The organism is Streptomyces longispororuber (assembly GCF_024448165.1).
Taxonomy (GTDB): domain Bacteria; phylum Actinomycetota; class Actinomycetes; order Streptomycetales; family Streptomycetaceae; genus Streptomyces; species Streptomyces longispororuber_A.
This window is the reverse complement of sequence record NZ_JAMOLN010000208.1, coordinates 1-17,619: the sequence shown is the minus strand read 5'-3', so window position 1 is coordinate 17,619 and position 17,619 is coordinate 1. Positions and strand designations below refer to the sequence as shown.

13 protein-coding genes are annotated in these 17,619 nt (G+C 74.2%); 7 read left to right on the top strand and 6 right to left on the bottom strand.

Annotated features, from left to right (window positions below; all coding sequences use genetic code 11):
* The 3 genes from M4J07_RS38855 to M4J07_RS38845 all read left to right on the top strand — a co-directional run.
* On the top strand, positions 1–892 hold an 892-nt coding region (locus tag M4J07_RS38855; RefSeq protein ID WP_255980243.1), incomplete at its 5' end, for a sensor histidine kinase.
* On the top strand, positions 880–1,524 hold the full coding sequence (locus tag M4J07_RS38850) for a response regulator (protein ID WP_255980241.1): 645 nt from the start codon (positions 880–882) through the stop codon (positions 1,522–1,524). The genes M4J07_RS38855 and M4J07_RS38850, both read left to right, overlap by 13 nt.
* A 65-nt stretch (positions 1,525–1,589) precedes the next feature.
* The gene (locus M4J07_RS38845) at positions 1,590–3,032 is read left to right on the top strand and encodes a threonine/serine exporter family protein (protein WP_255980239.1); all 1,443 of its coding nucleotides are present in this window, start codon (positions 1,590–1,592) and stop codon (positions 3,030–3,032) included.
* Between the two features lie 66 nt (positions 3,033–3,098).
* Here M4J07_RS38845 and galE read toward each other — a convergent pair whose 3' ends face one another.
* The 4 genes from galE to M4J07_RS38825 are packed head-to-tail and all read right to left on the bottom strand — an operon-like array spanning position 3,099 to position 7,553.
* A complete protein-coding gene (gene galE, locus M4J07_RS38840) occupies positions 3,099–4,124 on the bottom strand; it encodes a UDP-glucose 4-epimerase GalE (RefSeq protein WP_255980237.1) in 1,026 nt (341 codons plus the stop codon).
* Positions 4,125–4,155: 31 nt separating this feature from the next.
* Positions 4,156–5,787: a glycosyltransferase family 2 protein gene (locus tag M4J07_RS38835; protein WP_374215166.1), complete on the bottom strand. Its 1,632-nt coding sequence runs from the start codon at positions 5,785–5,787 to the stop codon at positions 4,156–4,158.
* Positions 5,788–5,834: 47 nt separating this feature from the next.
* Positions 5,835–7,064: a glycosyltransferase 87 family protein gene (locus M4J07_RS38830; RefSeq protein WP_374215165.1), complete on the bottom strand. Its 1,230-nt coding sequence runs from the start codon at positions 7,062–7,064 to the stop codon at positions 5,835–5,837.
* Between the two features lie 33 nt (positions 7,065–7,097).
* Complete coding sequence (locus M4J07_RS38825; RefSeq protein WP_255980235.1) at positions 7,098–7,553, bottom strand: MarR family winged helix-turn-helix transcriptional regulator; 456 nt, start codon at positions 7,551–7,553, stop codon at positions 7,098–7,100.
* A 127-nt stretch (positions 7,554–7,680) separates the two neighbouring features.
* Here M4J07_RS38825 and M4J07_RS38820 point away from each other — a divergent pair, with 127 nt between their 5' ends.
* A complete protein-coding gene (locus tag M4J07_RS38820; RefSeq protein WP_255980233.1) occupies positions 7,681–8,094 on the top strand; it encodes an organic hydroperoxide resistance protein in 414 nt (137 codons plus the stop codon).
* Positions 8,095–8,097: 3 nt separating this feature from the next.
* Here the strand turns inward: M4J07_RS38820 and M4J07_RS38815 are convergent, their stop codons facing one another.
* Positions 8,098–9,660, bottom strand: coding sequence for a hypothetical protein (locus tag M4J07_RS38815; protein ID WP_255980231.1), 1,563 nt, complete (start codon positions 9,658–9,660; stop codon positions 8,098–8,100).
* Positions 9,657–13,121 (bottom strand): bifunctional glycosyltransferase/CDP-glycerol:glycerophosphate glycerophosphotransferase, encoded by a 3,465-nt coding sequence (locus M4J07_RS38810; RefSeq protein ID WP_255980230.1) that lies wholly within the window; start codon positions 13,119–13,121, stop codon positions 9,657–9,659. The genes M4J07_RS38815 and M4J07_RS38810 overlap by 4 nt, the downstream gene beginning before the upstream one ends.
* Positions 13,122–13,270: 149 nt before the next feature.
* Here M4J07_RS38810 and M4J07_RS38805 point away from each other — a divergent pair, with 149 nt between their 5' ends.
* The 3 genes from M4J07_RS38805 to M4J07_RS38795 all read left to right on the top strand — a co-directional run.
* Positions 13,271–15,358, top strand: a complete 2,088-nt coding sequence (locus M4J07_RS38805; RefSeq protein ID WP_255980228.1) for a bifunctional glycosyltransferase/CDP-glycerol:glycerophosphate glycerophosphotransferase — start codon at positions 13,271–13,273, stop codon at positions 15,356–15,358.
* Positions 15,359–15,421: 63 nt separating this feature from the next.
* The gene (locus M4J07_RS38800; protein ID WP_255980226.1) at positions 15,422–16,936 is read left to right on the top strand and encodes a glycosyltransferase family 39 protein; all 1,515 of its coding nucleotides are present in this window, start codon (positions 15,422–15,424) and stop codon (positions 16,934–16,936) included.
* A gap of 93 nt (positions 16,937–17,029) precedes the next feature.
* A partial coding sequence (locus M4J07_RS38795) for a methyltransferase domain-containing protein (RefSeq protein WP_255980224.1) occupies positions 17,030–17,619 on the top strand: 590 nt, incomplete at its 3' end.

The following is a 17,619-nucleotide window of genomic DNA, read 5'->3' as shown; positions in this document are numbered from 1 at the left end:
GGTGCGGGCGGCCGTGTCCGACCCGGCGACCTGGCGTGATCTGCGGTGGCTCGCCGCGCACTTCGTCTACGGGTGGCTGCTGCTGTACGTGTCGCTGATCGTGTGGGCGGTCGGGGCGGTGGTCGACGGGGTGTGGGCCGGGCTGCTGCGCCGGCCGCCCGTGCTGCTGCCGCTCGTGGCGCGGCTGGCCGACCTCGACGCGGCCTGGTCGGGAGCCCTGCTCGCACCGCCGCCGGGCGCCGAACTGGCCGACCGGGTCGCCGAGTTGACCGAGAGCCGGGCCGGTGCCGTCGCCGCGCACGGCGCCGAACTGCGGCGCATCGAGCGGGACCTGCACGACGGGGCGCAGGCGCGGCTCGTCTCCCTGTCCATGCGGATCGGGCTCGCCAAGCGGGCCTACGGGCGGGACCCCGACGCGGCGGCGAAGCTCATGGACGACGCCCAAGACCAGGCCGAGGAGGCGCTCGCCGAACTGCGGCACGTGGTGCGCGGCATCCATCCGCCGATCCTCACCGACCGCGGTCTCGTCGGCGCCGTACGGGCCCTCGCGGCGAGCAGCGGCCTGGCCGTGGACGTCCGCGACGACGGCGTCGAGGGCGGCTCCCGTGCCCCGGCTGCCGTGGAGGCCGCCGCCTACTTCGTCGTCGCCGAGGCGCTGACGAACGCCGCCAAGCACAGCGGCGCCGACCGCGCGGACGTCGAACTCGCCCGCCGCGCCACCGGGTTGGGGGTCGTGGTGCGGGACGCCGGACGCGGCGGCGCCGACGAACGCGGCGGCAGCGGGCTGATCGGGATGCGGCGCCGGGTCGCCGCGCTCGATGGGAGGGTGGAGGTGTCGAGCCCCGCCGGAGGGCCGACCGTGATCGAGGTGGAGTTGCCGTGCGTGTGGTGATCGCCGAGGACAACGCGCTGCTGCGCGAGGGACTCGTCCTGCTGCTCGGCTCCGCCGGGCACGAGGTGGTGGCCGTCGCCGAGAGCGGCCCCGAGGTGCTGCCCGCGCTGCTCGCGCACCGGCCCGACATCGCCGTGCTGGACGTGCGGATGCCGCCCGGTTTCCGGGACGAGGGGCTGCGGGCGGCCCTGGAGGCGCGCGCGTCCCTGCCGGGGCTGCCCGTCCTGGTGCTGTCGCAGTACGTGGAGGAGTCCTACGCCGCCGAGCTCATCGTCGGCGGCGCGAGCGGCGTCGGCTATCTGCTGAAGGACCGGGTGGGCCGGGTCGACGAGTTCCTGGACGCGCTGGAGCGGGTCGCGGACGGCGGCACCGCCCTCGACCCGGAGGTCGTCACCGAACTGCTCGCCCGGCGCCGCGACGACCCCGTCGACTCGCTCACGCCGCGCGAGCTGCAGGTCCTGAAGCTGATGGCGCAGGGCCGGGACAACACGACGATCGCCGAGACCCTCGTCGTCACCGAGCGGGCCGTCAGCAAGCACATCGGGAACGTGTTCGCGAAGCTCGGACTGCCGCCGAGCGACAGCGGACACCGGCGGGTGCTCGCCGTCCTGGCGTACTTGAACAGGTCGTAGCGGGTCCCTGAACGGGTCGTGGCCGATCACCCGTATGGGCTATATGTCCGTTACGCTCCATCCGTATGGCTGTGAGGACCGACACACCGAAGACCCGGGGAGCCGCCCCGCCCACCCCCTGGCTGACCCAGGCCCTGCCGCGGCTGCGCGGGCTCGAACCGACCCGGAGCTACGGCTACGGCGGCGAGCTGCTGCACGACGACGGCCGGGCCGGCATGGAGGCCTACGGGGCGCGCGTCGCCGACCTCGCGATCCGGCTCGGCGAAGCGCTCCTGTCGTACGGGGCGTCGGCCGAGGAGGCCGTCGCCGGGATGCTGGTCACCGCGGAGACGTACGGCCTGAGCTACTGCGAGCCGAGCGTCACGCTCGCCTCCGTGTCGCTGTCCGCGCACGCGCCCGGCGAACTCACGCCGCTGCACGCGAGCCGCGTCATCCGCAAGCACGCCACCGACTTCCGCACCCTGGGCGACATCCACAGCCTTGTGGACGGCATCAGCGCGCGGCAGCTGTCCCTGGACGAGGCGCGGGCGGCGACCGCACGCATCCTCGACGCGCCACCGCCCGCGGGTGGTGGCCGGTGGGGGGTGCTGCGGGCGCCCGTACAGACCGGGTTCGTGGCCGCGGGCGCCGCCGTCGTCTTCGGCGGCTCCCCGCTGACCTCGCTCTTCTCGTTCGTCGCCGGGTTCCTCGGGGCGCTGCTGAGCGGCTGGCTCGGGCGGCACGGGGTGCCCGCGTTCTACCGGTACGCCGTGGCCTCGATGCCGGCCGCGGCGCTCGCCCTCGCCGTCAGCGGCACCGCCCCGCCGTTCGCCGTGCAGGCCATCGTGGTGGCGGGGGTGCTCGGGCTGCTGCCCACCGTGACCTTCGTCAGCGCCGTGCAGGACGCGCTGACCGGGCACTACCTGACCGGGATCGGCCGGTTCCTCGACGCGCTGCTGGTGTTCGCCGCCGTGATCACCGGGGTGGTCGTGGTGCTCGGGATGGGCGATCTGTACGGCCTCGGCGTGCCGATCGTGCCGATCGTGCCGGCTGCGACGCGCGCCGACCACCTCGGCGCTCCGGCCGTCGGCGCCGTCGTCTTCGCGGTCGCCGTCGCGGCGCGGGCGCGGACGCCGCGGCGGGACTGGGTGCCGGCCGCGCTGCTCGGGCTCACCGGGTTCGTGGTGTCCGTGGAGTTCCGCGCGCTGGGGTTCTCGTCGCTGGTCGGTACGGCGCTGGTGGCGGCGGTCGTCGGGGGCGCCGGGCACTGGGTCGCCCGGCGCCGCCGGGAGTCGGCGCTGCCGCTGGTGGTGCCGGGGATCGCTCCGCTGCTGCCGGGTGGGGCGTTGTATGCGGCCCTGAGCGCGTTGGCCTCCGGCCGGACCACGGTGGGGGTCGGGGGGATGGTCTACGTTGCGGCCGTGACGTTGGCGTTGGCCGTGGGGGTGGGGTTGTCGGGGGAGGTGGGGCAGCTTGTTCGGCGGGTCCGTTGTGGGGTGGCCGTTTCTGGTGCGCGGCACCGGGGTTGAGGTCTCGGGGCTCTGCCCCGGGCCCCGCTCCTCAATCGCCGGAGGGGCTTGATGTGGCCCTGCTCGTCAGTCGTCCGAGGGGCTTGATGTGGGCGCAGGTGGCTGATCGGGTGCGGCCGTGTGCTGCCAGCCCGCCCATGCCGACGCCACCATCTCCCTCACGTCCCGCTTCGCCGTCCAGCCCAGTTCCGTGGCGATCCGGTCCGCCGATGCCACCACTCGGGCCGGGTCGCCGGGGCGGCGGGCGGTCACCTCGGGGGCGAGGTCGTGGGCGGTCTCCTCGTTGATCACGTCGATCAGTTCGCGGACCGAGACCCCCACCCCCCGGCCGATGTTGAGCGTCAGGTCCGTCCCGGGCGCTGCCCCGGCCAGGCGTCGTGCCGCGGCCACATGGGCCTCGGCCAGGTCGGCGACGTGGATGTAGTCGCGTACGCAGGTGCCGTCCGGCGTCGGGTAGTCGGCGCCGAAGATGCGGGGGGCCTCGCCCGCCGTCAGCTTCTCGAAGACCATCGGGACGATGTTGAAGACACCCGTGTCGGCGAGCTCGGGCGTGGCCGCGCCCGCCACGTTGAAGTAGCGCAGGGACGCGGTCGCCAGGCCCGTCGCGCGGCCGGTCGCCCGGACCAGCCACTCGCCCGCGAGCTTCGTCTCGCCGTACGGGGACATGGGCAGACAGGGGGTGTCCTCGGTGACGAGGCCCCCGTCCAGTGCCGCCTCGTCCGGCATGCCGTACACCGCCGCCGACGAGGAGAACACGAACGAGCGCACGCCCGCCGCGGTCACCGCCTCCAGCAGGACCCGCAGGCCCTCCACGTTCTCGCGGTAGTAGCGCAGCGGCTGCTCGACCGACTCGCCGACCTGCTTCTTCGCCGCGAGGTGGATGACGCCGGTGACCGGGTGGGCGGCCAGGGCGCGGTCCAGGAGCGCGCGGTCGAGCGTGGAGCCCACCACCAGCTCCACGCCGGAGGGCACCCGGTCGCGCACGCCGGTGGACAGGTCGTCGTAGACGACGGCCCGCTCGCCCGCCGCGCGCAGGGCGTGCACCACGTGCGCGCCGATGTAACCGGCCCCGCCGGTGATCAGCCAGGTCATGTCGGTGAGGTCTCCTCGTCCGTCGGAACGTTCAGTGAAGCAGGCGGGCGGCCCTGCGCCGCACCACGGTCGCCACGCCGCGCACCCCCGGCGCCGTGCGCAGCGCGAGGGCCCCGGAGTGGGTGGCGTACGGCTGCGCGAGGAGCACCCCGTGGCGGCGGCTCGGTACGGCGACGCGGCGCAGCAGGCCGGGGCGGCGCACCGCGTGGGCGGTGGCGTCGCGGTGGGAGCCGTCGGCGAAGTGCAGCCGCAGCCGGACGTCCCAGGTGCCGGGGCGGCCGAGGGCGGAGAGGTCGAGGGCGACCGTCGCCGTCCACAGGTCGTCCGGCAGGGCGGTGAAGGCGGCGGTGCGGCGCTGGACGGTGGTGCCGTGCTGCCGGTCGACGAGGTCCACGTCCACCGTGCGCGGCCCGGCGTCGGCGACGCGGCCGTACAGCTCGTGCAGCAGGAGCCTGAGCCGGGTGCCGCGGGCGCGTGGCCGCAGCTCGCCGTCGACGGCGACCGGCAGCAGGTCCATCGGGCGGTGGAGGAGGTGGTCGAGGGTGACCTGGGGGAGGTCGGCCGACCAGGCGGGCGTGCCGTCGGGCGCGTACGCGTACGGCGGGCGCAGCCGGGCCGGGCGCGCGGCGACCTCCTTGAGGCGCGGCAGGTCGCGCGGTTCGGCGGCGGCGAGGATCACCCGGCCGACGACCCGGCCCGGCGCGGGCGCGGCCTCGAAGTCGGCGGTGTCGAAGGTCTCCAGGTAGGCGCGCGTGCGCTTCCACCAGTCGGTGCGGTACTCGGCGCCGCGCAGGTCGAGTTCGCGTGCGTACATCCGCAGGGAGTGGTCGAGGAAGTGTGCCCGGGCGGCCCGGGCGAGCCGCTTGCGCGACGCGGCGAGGAGGATCTCGACGGCCTGGCGGTGGGCGTCGAGGCGGGCCTGCCAGTTGTCGATGCCGGCCCGGTCGAGGGAGATCGAGAGCTTCTCGGCGGCGCGGCGCACGTGCCACACGTAGACGGTGTCGGGGACGAGGGCCATGCGCGGGGAGGCGGCGAGGACCCGCGCGGTGAACACGAAGTCCTCGTAGACGAACCGGCCGTCGGGGAAGCGGATGCCGTGCTCGCGCAGGAAGCCGGTCCGGTACAGCTTGTTGACGCACAGCGTGTCGTGGACCAGCCGCGGGCGGCGGGTGGGGTGGGCGACCACGGACGCCTTCGCGTACAGCTCGGGCTGCCAGGGAACCTCGTGTCCGGACGGGAGTTCGCGCCGCACGCACAGCCCGGCGGCGACCTGCGCGTCGTGCGCGACGGCCGCGCCGAGCAGCGCGTCGACCGCGCCGGGCGGCAGCACGTCGTCGCTGTCGAGGAACATCACGTACGGGGCCGCGGCCCGGTCGATGCCGTCGTTGCGCGGGGTGCCGCAGCCGCCGCTGTTGGCCGCGCGGTGCACCACCGTCAGGCGCGACTCGCGCGCGGCGAGCCCGTCCAGGAGCGCGCCGCTGCCGTCCGTGGAGCAGTCGTCGACCGCGATCACCTCGCGCACGGCGGGACCCTGGGCGAGGGCGGAGCGCACCGCGTCGGCGACGTGGGCGGCATCGTCGTAACCGATCACGACGACCGTGACGCACGGGTCTCCCGATGCTGCGGGGGCGGGGGCCGATCGGCCGGGCTCGATGGGTTCCACGGGTGAATCTTAGGGGTTTCAGGTAATTGTCCGGTAAGCCGGAAGTTTTACTCTTTCGTGCCTCTCCAAAGGGAACGGAACGACACGAACACCCCTCCGAGGAGAAGGGCGTTGCGCACGACCATCACCGCGCAGCCGGTCCACGTCCCCGCCATCACGTCCTCGTAGAGCACCGGGTACGCGAGCGCGCTGACGCCCGCCGCCGCCACCACGAGGAGCGCGACCGTGCGCTGGGTGGTGTACGTGGAGGTGAGGCAGACGGCGGCCAGGCCGAGCAGCCAGATCAGGTACTGCGGGCTGATCACGCGGCTGGTGACCGTGAACATCAGGACGGCGCAGAGCGCGGCGTCGAACGGCGTCGCCGCCGAGTAGGCGCGGCACCGCACCCGCCACCACAGCAGCAGTCCGAAGGCCGCCGCCGTCAGCGCGAGCGACACCGTCGCGACGACGTGCACGTACGGACCGGTGAACTCCATCGCCCCGTACTGGTAGCGGACCTGCCCCGGCCAGCCGAAGCGGCGCGCGAGCATCAGCGCGGTCCCGCCGAGCGACTCGATCTGCACCCCGCGCCCGCCCTGCTCGCGCAGGAACGAGAACGGCGAGCGGAAGGCGAGCGCGAGGACGAGCAGCAGCGCGGCGGCGGAGACGAGCGCCGAGCCCCAGGCCTGCCGGGTCGTCCGCCCCCGCGGAGCGCCGAGCAGGGTCAGCGCCGGCCACACCTTCACCAGCGCGCCGCACGCCGCGAGGAACCCGGCCGCGCGCGGCGCCCGGTCCGTCGCGAGCAGGGCGAGGACGGCGAACGCGGTGACCTGGACGTCGTAGCGGGCGAGCGGGATGTGCAGCAGGAGCGGCAGTCCGGCCACCCAGAGCCAGGCGCCGCGCGGATCACGGCCGCCGCGCGCGAGCGCGTACGTGACGAGCGCGTCGGTGGCGAGGGTGAGGGCGACGAACGCCTGGAAGTAGCTGAGCCAGGGGAGCAGCCCCGGCGCGAGCAGCACCGGGCCCGCGCCCGGCGGGTACTGCCACAGCGGGTCGTCCGCCGGGAAGGTGCCGTGGGCGAGGATCCCGTACCAGTGGGCGTACAGGCCGTGCACCTCGCGGGCGACGCCGCCGACCCCGAGCGGGGCGGACCCGTCGCGGGCGAGCAGCAGGAGCGCGGCGGCGCGGGTGAGCAGCCAGGTGACCGGGAGGGCGGCCCGGGCGAGACGGCCGGGGCGGACCCAGGTGGCGTGGATCGGGGCGCGGGTGGTCGGACGCGACCTGGTGTCGAGTGTCACGGTTCGGGAGCGTATGTCCCGAAACGCGGTCGGTCAGAGCGCCGCTCCGTCCAGTGCCTCCGTCAGTCGGTTCAGGCGCTCGCGCAGGTCCTCGATCTCGGCCAGTTCGAAGCCGGTCGCCTGCGCGATCTTCTGCGGGACGGTCACGGCGCGCTCCTTGAGGGCGGCGCCGGCCGCGGTGAGCGTGACGGTCACCGACCGCTCGTCGCGCGCGCTGCGCTCGCGGCGCACCAGGCCGTTCGCCTCCAGGCGCTTGAGGAGCGGGGAGAGCGTGCCGGAGTCGAGGCGCAGCCGCTCGCCGAGCCCCTTCACCGGCAGCCCCTCGGCCGCGGGGGCCTCCCAGAGCGCGAGCATGACCAGGTACTGGGGGTAGGTGAGGCCCAGGTCCTTGAGGAGCGTGCGGTAGACGCCGCCGAAGGCGCGGGTCGCCGCGTTCAGGGAGAAGCAGATCTGCCGGTCGAGCCGCAGGTAGTCGTCGTTGCTGGCCATGTCCTCAGGGTAACCCTCGACGTGATTGAGTTGTGCACAATTGAATTGCGTGCTCTACTTATGGCTGTACTCACGGACGCACCGAACCGTGAACCGTGCATCGTCGAACCCGAGAGGCAGGTCCCTCATGGACGCCATCTACACCGCCGTCGCCACCGCCACCCACGGCCGCGACGGCCGCGCCGTCTCCTCCGACGGTGTCGTCGACCTCCAGCTCGGCATCCCCACGGAGATGGGCGGCAACGGCCAGGGCTCGAACCCGGAGCAGCTCTTCGCCGCCGGTTACGCCGCCTGTTTCGGCAGCGCCCTCGGTCTCGTCGGGCGCGCCGCGAAGGTGGACGTCGCCGACGCCGCCGTCACCGCCGAGGTCTCCATCGGCAAGCAGGGCGAGGGCTTCGGCCTCGCCGTCGTGCTCCGCGTCGAGCTGCCCGACTCGGTCGACGCCGAGACGGGCCGCAAGCTGGTCGAGCAGGCCCACCAGGTGTGCCCGTACTCGAACGCGACCCGCGGCAACATCGACGTCGAGCTCGTCATCGAGTAGTCCTCAACGGGTGCGCGGCGAGCCCCCGTTGACCCGGGCGAGCACCTCGCCGGTCCGGGGGCTCCAGGCCACCACGACCGCCTCGGGCGGCAGCTTCTGCTCCTTGTCGAGCAGCAGCCAGTGCACGCCGTAGCGGTGCGCGATCGCCGCGCGCTCCGAGCGGGTCGAACCGGGGGAGAGGTACGCGCGGACCGCGGTCAGGCGCCGGTTCCGTTCCCGCTCGTCGAGCGAGGGGTCCGGCCAGGCCGGGGCGACCAGGTTCGGGCCGTAGCCCGGCAGCGAGCGGGTCGGCCGGTAGCCGTTCGTCAGGACCACGTCGCCGGACGGGACGTGCTGCGCCGCCCAGGCGTACGTTGGCCACATCGGGGGCTGGTCCAGGACCCGCGGCACCACCGCGCCGCCCTGCACCGCGACGAACCCGACCACCGCGCCCGCCGCGGCGGCCGCCCCCAGGGCGCGGCGCGGCCACGTCCACGGGCGCGGGGCCGCGAGCGCGATCGCGAGGGAGAACTGCAGCGGGACGAGGGCGAGGCCCATGATCCGGCCGTACGTGTAGTGGCCGGTGGCCCAGCCGTAGGCGATGACCAGGACGTCCGCCGCGAAGATGAGGGCCAGGGGGTCGCGGGGGTTGCGGCGGAAGCGGCGCCAGAGGACCGGGAGGCCGAGGAACGCGAGCCAGAAGCGTTGCGGCAGCTCGGTGTAGAGCTGGTGGTGGATGTGATCGACGCTGGTGTCTCCGACCAGGGCGAGGACGTCGTAGTACGGCCAGATCAGGGTGACGGCCGCCGTGGTGATTCCCGCCGTTGCCCAGCGGGTGAGCTGTTGGAGTGCGGGTTCGTCGTGGCTGGTCGTGCAGTTCCCCGCGCCCCTGGCGGCGCCGTTCCTGGCGACGGCGATTGCCGCCACGCCGATGACTGCCGCCACCGACGTGATCGGGTGGATCAGGAGGATCGCGCCCACCAGGGCCCCGAGGCCCGCGTATCGCCCGTACGAACCCCTGCCGCCCAGTCGTGCCGCCCACGCCCAGGTCCAGAACGTCAGGCCGATCGCGAACGTCGACGGGTAGCCGAGGTTGCCCGTCATGGAGAGCAGGCCCAGGTAGCCGCTCCACCAGGCCGTGCGGGTGCCCCAGAGCAGGGTCATCGCGAACAGGGCCAGGACCGGCGCCCACTGGCGGGACGTCAGGACGCGGACGAAGCGGTTCAGGCCGGTGAGCAGGACCAGGAGGTTGAGGGGGCCCGCCAGTTTGACGACCTCCCAGCCCGCCAGGCCCGTGAGGCGGGCGAAGACGCCCTGGGCGACCGCGTACGGGGAGTAGTAGGGGCTGCCCGCTCCCGGGAGGTCGGCCATGGGGTGGCGCGGGTGGAGCAGGTTCGCCCTGAGGCGTTCGACGACCGCCGCGTGCTGGCCGAAATCGCAGCACATCGGCACCCGCCAGTACGCGAGCGTCATCACCAGCCAGAACAGGCCGCCGAACACGAAGAACGGCGTGGGGCGCCAGAACCGGCCGCCGCGCAGCGCGGTCGCGCCGCGGACGGCCCGCCTGCCGAGTGTGGAGACGGTCATCGCATCAGCCGTTCCGCCACCCGCGCCGCCGCCCGCCCGTCGTCCAGGTCGCAGTAGGCGGCGCGGAATGCGTCGTAGGCGTCGGCGTGCCGGGCCGTGATCGCGTCGAGGTCGCGCAGCGCGCCGACGACCTCGGCGGTGTCGGTGAGGAGCGGGCCCGGGGCCTGGCCCTCGAAGTCGAGGTAGAAGCCGCGCACCGTGTCCCGGTAGTGCTCCAGGTCGTACGTGTGGAAGAGCATCGGCCGGCCGGTGTGCGCGAAGTCGAACATCAGGGACGAGTAGTCCGTCACCAGTACGTCGGCCAGCAGCAGGAGTTCGGCCGCGCCGGGGTGGTCGGTGACGTCCCGGACGAAGGGCGCGCGGGCGCCGGTGAGCCGGCCCGTGGTGCGGGGGTGCTTGCGGACCAGCAGGACGTGGTCGGCGGCGAGTTCGCGTTCGGCCGCCGCGAGGTCGAGGGCGGGCTCGTGGCGGAAGCGGCCGGGGGAGTGCGCGAGGTGGTCGCGGTAGGTCGGCGCGTAGAGGACGATCCGCTTGCCGGGGGCGATGTCGAGGTCGCGGCGGAGCCGTTCGGTCTCCTTGCGGCGGTCGTCGGCGGCGGCGAAGAGGAGGTCGTTGCGCGGTGAGCCGGCCGCGAGGACCTCGCCGTCGTAGGCGAGGGCGCGGGACAGGTGCGGGGTCGACCAGCGGGACGGGGCGACCAGGACGTCCCACTGCCGGGACAGCTTCGGCAGCAGCGCCAGGTCGTCGTGGTCGGCGTACAGGGTGTCGGTGAGGTCGGTGCCGATGCGCTTGAGCGGGGTGCCGTCCCAGGTCTGGACGACGGTCTGGCCCGCCCGGCGCTCGAAGAAGTCCGGCAACTGGTGGGCGGTGACGATGCGGCGGCAGCGGGCCAGGGCCGCGTACCAGGCCGCCGAGAACTCCTCGACGCCGGTGGCGGAGGCGGGGACCTGCGTGCGGCCGTCGCGGGTCACCCACAGGTGCTCGACGTCGGTGCCGCGCCGCACCAGCTCCGCGTGGACGGCGCGCGGCGAGTCCCCGTCGACGTACAGGACCACGTCCTTGAGGGGGAGCCGGCGCTGGGCGGGATAGTGCACGGTCCGCAGGCGGTGGCGGCGGTAGGCGCCCCGGTCGGCGGGGGAGAGCGCCGGGCCCGCCTCGATGAGCAGCCGGTCGCCGAAGCGCCGGTCGAGCGTGAACTCCCGGTCGCTGTCCGGGTGGTGGCGGGGCAGCTCCGCGCCGGCCGAGGTCAGGACGCGGACCGGGACGCCGTCGCCGTACCGGTCGTCCGCCTCCCGGACGAACGCGTACCAGCGGCCCTCCCACAGCCGGGTGGGGGCGACGACCGCGCGGAACCGGTCGCCGCCGCGTGCGAGCGGCACCGTCACCTCCTCGGTCGTCGAGCTGTGCCGCAGCACGAACTCCGGCTCCCGCCAGGAGAGTTCGGACAGCGTGCCCTCGACCACGCAGGAGCCGTCGCCCGCCCAGGCGGCCAGTTCCGCGATCGGCTGCCGGGTCAGCTCGACGACGAGCTGGCCCTGGTCGTTGGCGGTCGCGCACAGCTCGCGCCCGCCGGCCGGGTACCGGGCCGGCGGCAGGTCGAGCGCCGCGGCCACCGAGCGGGTCCCCCCGTCCGGCAGCACGAAGTTGACCTGCCAGCGGTCGCCGTGGGCCGGCTCGACCTCCTTCGGCGCGCGGTGCGGCGGCTGCGGCACCCCGGCCGGGTCGGCGAGCGGGAAGCGCACCAGGAAGCGGCCGCCCGCGCACGTCACCGGGTAGGCGAACTCGGTGCCCGAGTGCTTGTGGGTCAGGCGGAGGGTGCGCGGCTCGATGCCGTTCAGGAGCCGCCCGGTGAGCACCACTTCGTCGTTCTCCAGGCGGTGCTCGTCGGCGAGGGCCGCGTACGCCACCACCTTCAGGACGAGCCGGCCCTTGGTGAAGGCGACGACGAGCCGGGTGCCGTCGCCGAGGTCGCGCACCAGGTTCTGCTGCGCGGAGCCGTCGGCCGCGCGCAGGGCGGCGCGGCGCAGCCGGCCGTGTCCGGCGATGACGACGCCGAGGTCCCAGGTGCCGGGGCGCAGCCGGCCCTTCACCTTCAGCTTCTCCGGGTCGATCGTCATCGTGAAGCCGGAGTGGTCGTAACTGTGCAGCTCCTGGCGGGAGTCGACGGTGGCCCGCGGGTCGGGGGCGGTGCGGGTGGGGACGCGGCGGATCTGGGTGCGGCTGTTCGCCGCCTTCAGCAGGCCCGTCCTGACGGAGTGGCCGGGCCGGGCGGCCGCGAGGTTCTTCACGTAGGCGTAGCCGCTGATCCGCAGCTTGCCGTCGGCGCCCCACACCGTCTCGCGGACCCGGGCCACCACCGGCAGCTCGCGCTTGCCGACCTTCACGAGCCGCTCCGGGAGACGGGTCAGGCCCGGGTAGGCGGCGGTGTGCCGGAGCGCTCCGCGGACCTGGAAGGCGGTGCCGTTGCGGCGCTCGAAGGACAGCAGGCGCACGAGGTCGTCGAGGCGGCGCTCCCGTACGAGGTGCCACTTGACGCGCAGGTCGAGGGGGAGGCCGTCGGCGACCGCCGGGTCGGCGCGGCGCAGGAACGCGGCCGTGTCGTCGAGGAACGCGCCGCGGTACTCGGGCCCGCCCATCGGCAGCCCGTCGAGGAAGTAGACGAAGTCGTCGCGCAGGCAGGACGCGTCGTACGTCTTCTTCAGCTCGGGCCGGTCGGGGAAGCGCTCGGCGAGGAACCGGCTGACGTGGTCGCAGGCCGCGATCCGGTCCCGTACGCCCTTGACGTCGGTGCGGCGCCGGGTGATCGAGCCCTCCCGCACCCGCCAGTAGTAGACGTGGTCGTCGAGCACGTCGACGCTCTCCGCGAGGAAGTGCGCCGGGATCATGACGGGCGTGTCCTCGTAGAGCCTGCCCTCGGGGAAGGTGAACGCGTGCCGGTCCCAGAACGCCCGCCGGAAGACCTTGTTCCAGGCGACGCGGTCGGAGAGGAGCTGCCGGTCGCGGGTGATGTGGGTGCGCTCGCGGCGCCGTGTCAGCCACTTGTACTGCCAGGCCTGGCTCCGGCCGCGCTCGTTCAGCCGCCACACGTTGCCGGTCGCGAAGTCCGAGCCGGTCCTGGTGAGGCTGGCGGTCATCCGCTCGTACGCGTCGTGCGGCACGACGTCGTCGCTGTCGACGAAGGTGAGGAACTCGGCCTCGGGGTCCGCGTGCCGCACACCGGTGTTGCGGGCGGCGCTCAGCCCGGCGTTGTCCTGCCGGACGTAGCGGAACCTGGGGTCCCGCTCGGTGAAGGCGCGGGCGATCCGGGGGCTGTCGTCCGTGGACCCGTCGTCCACGAGGACCACGTCGAGGTCGGTGAGGGTCTGGGCGGCGATCGACTCCAGGCATTCGGCCAGGTAGTCCTCGACGTTGTGGACGGGCACGACGACGCTGAGGCGGGGGTGGCGTGGCGTTTGCGGCATTCATCCGTTGTGCCCGCTTGCGTCAACATTCTTGCCGTCAGTAATCCGTGTGGGTGACCGCGCCCCTGGCGGCCCCCGGGTGGCACCTCTGACGGGGCGTCCCGCCCAAACCCCCGCGTGGACGAAGTGCCGTAGTACCGTCAGGCGCTATGTCCCGATTCTCCGTAGTTGTCCCCGCCTATCGCGTCCAGGGCTACCTCCGTGAGTGCCTGGACTCCGTCCTGACGCAGAGTCACACCGACTGGCAGCTCACCGTCGTCGACGACGCCTCGCCGGACGCCTCGGGGGCGATCGCCGAGGAGTATGCGGAGCGCGACCCGCGGGTGCAAGCCGTCCGGCTCCCGGAGCGCGCCGGCGTCGGCGCCGCCCGCAACACCGGCGCCCGGCACGCCACCGGCGACTACCTGCTCTTCCTCGACGCCGACGACACCCTGCTGCCCGGCGCCCTCGCCGCGATCGACGCCGCGCTCACCGAGGGCGGCGACCCCGAGGTGCTCGTCTACGGGCACGACCGCACCGACTGGTGGGACAAGGTGTGGGGCGGCGACGACTTCGAGGCGGGCGATCCGCTCGCCCTCACCCCGGCCGCCTGGAACCGCGCCGTGCGCCGCGACTTCTGGACGGAGCGCGCCCTCGTCTTCGCCCCCGAGGGCCCGTACGAGGACGTCGTCCCCGCCCACCGCACCGTCCTGGAGGCGACGGCCCTCGCCACCCTGCCCCGCCCCTGCGTCCGCTGGCGCAAGCGCCGCGCGGGCAGCATCGGCGGCACCCCCGGTCCGCAGCACCTCGCCGTGGTGGAGCGGTACGGGGAGCTCCTCGCCGCGACGCCCGCCGCGGCCCGGCTCTTCCCCGTCGCGGTCGGCCGGATCCTCGCCGTCCTCGACGACGGCTCGCGCACCGCCCCCGCCGACCGCCCCGAACTCTTCCGCCTCGCCGCCGAACTGCACCGCGCCCACCGCCCGGTCGGGCACACCCCGGAAGGCCCCCGCGAGCAGGCCCTCGCCGCCGGCTCCTGGTCCGCGTACGAGAAGGCCGAGAAGGCCAGGTCCCGGAAGAAGTCGGTGCGTTCGGCGCTCGCCCGGCGCAAGAAGAAGATCCGCTCGCGCGTCATGAAGGCCGCCTACCGCACCGATCTGCGCACCGCCCGCCTCGACCCGGACCTCGCCGTCTACGGCGCGTACTGGAACCGCGGCGTCAGCTGCAACCCGGCCGCCATCCACGCCAGGGCCCGCGAGATCGCCCCGCACGTCAACGGCGTCTTCGTCGTCTCCAGCCGCCACCGGGACCGGGTCCCCGACGGCGTCCCGTACGTCATCGAGGGCTCGCGCCGCTACTGGCAGACCATGGCCACGGCCACGTACCTGATCAACAACTCGTCGTTCCCCGGCGGCTTCACCAAGCGCCCCGGCCAGGTCTACCTCCAGACCCACCACGGCACCCCGCTCAAGAAGATGGGCCTCGACCAGCGCCGCTACCCGGCCGGCACCCACGGCATCAGCTTCGCCAAGGTCCTCGCCCACACCGACCAGTGGGACTACAGCCTCTCCAGCAACCCGCACTCCACCCAGGTGTGGGAGCGGGTGTACCCGTCGGCCGCGTACACGCCCCTGGAGGCCGGCTATCCGCGCAACGACGTCTACTTCACCACCGGCGACGACGAGATCCGCCGCATCCGCCGGGAGCTGGGCATCGCCGACGGGCAGCGCGCCGTCCTCTACGCGCCCACCCACCGCGACTACCAGAAGGGCTTCCTGCCCCGCCTCGACCTCGCCCGGTTCGCCGACGCCCTCGGCGACGACCACGTCGTGCTGGTCCGCGCGCACTACTTCTACGGGACGCGGGCCGGGCTCGCCGACGCCCATCCGCGCCTCCTCGACGTCACCGGCCACGACCGCGTCGAGGACCTCTGCCTCGCCGCGGACGCGCTGGTCACCGACTACTCGTCCCTGATGTTCGACTACGCGTGCCTGGACCGGCCGATCGTCACCTACGCCCCCGACTGGCAGGCCTACCGGCTCGCCCGCGGCACCTACTTCGACCTCCTGTCGGGGCTGCCGGGCGACACCCCGGGCGCCGTCGCCGTCACCGAGGAGGAACTGCTCGCGCACTTCCGGGACGGCACCTGGGACACGGCCGCGACGACCCGGCTGCGGTCGGCGTTCCGCGAGCGGTTCTGTGGCTACGACGACGGGCACGCGGCGGACCGCGTGGTGCAGGCACTGTTTCTGAACGGGTGACGTTCGCGCGGCGCGGACCGCCGGAGCCCGGGGCCCGGTCGGCCGGTCGGACAAGCTCGGCACATGCCGCTGAACACGCAGCTCGGGCCCGTGCGCGCACGGGCCCTCGCCGTCGGCGTCCCCGGAGCCGTCGCCCTGGTCCTGGCCCTGTGGCACCTGGACCGCGGGACGATGTGGCGCGACGAGGCCGCCACCGTGATGGTCGCCTCCCGCTCCCTGCCGCAGCTGTGGCACGTGCTCGGCACGGTCGACGCCGTGCACGGCCTCTACTACCTGCTGATGCACTTCGTGCTGCCGCTGCACCCGGGCGAGTTCACGCTCCGGCTGCCGTCCGTCGCCGGAGCCGCCGCCACGGCCTGCCTGGTCGCCGCGCTCGGCACCCGCCTGGTGCGGCCGCGGGTCGGCCTGTGGGCGGGACTGCTGTACGCCGTCTCGCCGTTCACCCAGTACTACGCGCAGGAGGGCCGCTCGTACGCCCTGGTCGCGGCCGGTGCGGCGGGCGCGACGCTGCTGCTCGTGCGCTGCGTGGACCGGCCCACGGCCCGCGCCTGGGCCGGGTACGCGGCGGCCGTCACGGTCACCGCCTGGCTGCACGAGTTCGCGGTCCTGCTGCTCGCCGCGCACGCCGTCACGCTCGCGGTGACCCGGGCCCCGGCGCGGGTGTGGCGGGGCTGGGGGACGGCGGCCGGCTGCGCCGCGCTGCTCCTGCTGCCGCTGGCCGTCGTGGCGCGCGGCCAGAGCGGGCAGGTCGCGTGGATCCGGCGGCCCGGCTGGGCGGACGCCGAGACGCTGTTGCGAGCGGCCACCGGACACGACGGGCTCCTGTACGCGGCGACCCTCGCCCTGATCGCGGTGGCGCTGCTGCGGCCACCGGCCCGGCGGGCGCCCGGCGCGTGCGGCCTGGTCGCGACGGCCCTGCCGCTCGCCCTGGTCCCGCCGCTCGTCCTCCTCGCGGTCTCCCAGTGGCATCCGCTGTACGCGGCCCGGTACGCGCTCTTCGCGTTCGCCGGGGTGCCGCTGCTGGTGGCGGCGGGCGCCGGGACGCTGCTGTCCCGGGTGCCGCGCCTGGTGCCGGGCGCCGCGACCCCGGCGCTCGCGGGCGCCGGCCTGGTCGCCGCCGCCTTCCTCGCCCAGCTGCCGCTCCAGGAGCACCAGCGCTCGGCCGACGCCCGGCGCGACGACCTCGGCGCCGTGGCCCGGCTGCTCGCGGCGCACCTGCGGCCCGGCGACCCGCTGTTGTACCTCCCCAAGACGGGACGCCGGTACGTGGAGGCGTACCCGGCGTCGGTCGCCGGCGTCCGGGACGTGTCGCTGCGCACGTCGGGCGCCGCCTCCGGCACCCTCTACGGCCTCGACGTCGGCCCCCGCGAACTGGCCGCCCGCATGGCCTGCCTGCCCCGTGTCAGCGTGCTCTACGACGCGGAGGCGAGCCGCCCCGGCTGGCACACCCGCTCCACCGGCGAACGGGCCAAACTCGCCGTCCTGCGCCGGGACTTCGTGCCGCTCGGCGAGGCCCGGCGCAGGAGCGGACTGCTGGTGCTGTACGCACGGGTGGGCGGGCCTGCGCCGGGGTGTTGACGCCGGGCGTGACGCCCTTCCCCGTACGGCAGTTGGTCAGGCATTGCCTCGGCATGCTGCGCCGACGCACCCGAGCCGAGAGGAACCGGCCTCATGCACGCATCCGCCTATGCCCACATGAAGCTCTGCGTCGACCAGTACCTGCCCGCGCAGGGCCGGCACCGCGTCGTCGACCTGGGATCGCGCATCTCCGACAAGCAGGTCCGCACCCACCGCGCCCTGCTCACCGGGCATGACATCGAGTACGTGGGCGTCGACGTGCTCGACGGGCGCAACGTGGACCGCGTGATGACCAAGCCGTACCGGATCCCGGTGAGGTCCAGGAGCGCCGACTTCGTCATCTCGGGGCAGGCGTTCGAGCACATCCCGTTCTTCTGGGCGACGATGCTGGAGATCGCACGCGTGCTCAGGCCGGGCGGCACCGCCCTGATCACCGCGCCCTCGCGCGGCCACGTCCACGACGCGCAGGACTGCTGGCGCTACTACCCGGACGGGATGCGCGCGCTCGCCGCGTACACCGGGCTCGAACTCGTCGAGACGCACACGGACTTCCCGCCGTTCAAGGGAATCCGCCACGACTACCCGGCGATCGACGCCGCCCACTCCTACTGGGGCGACACCGTCGGCGTCTTCCGCCGCCCCCGGAACTACCCGGCGCTGCGGATGCGGCTCGTGCGCGGGGT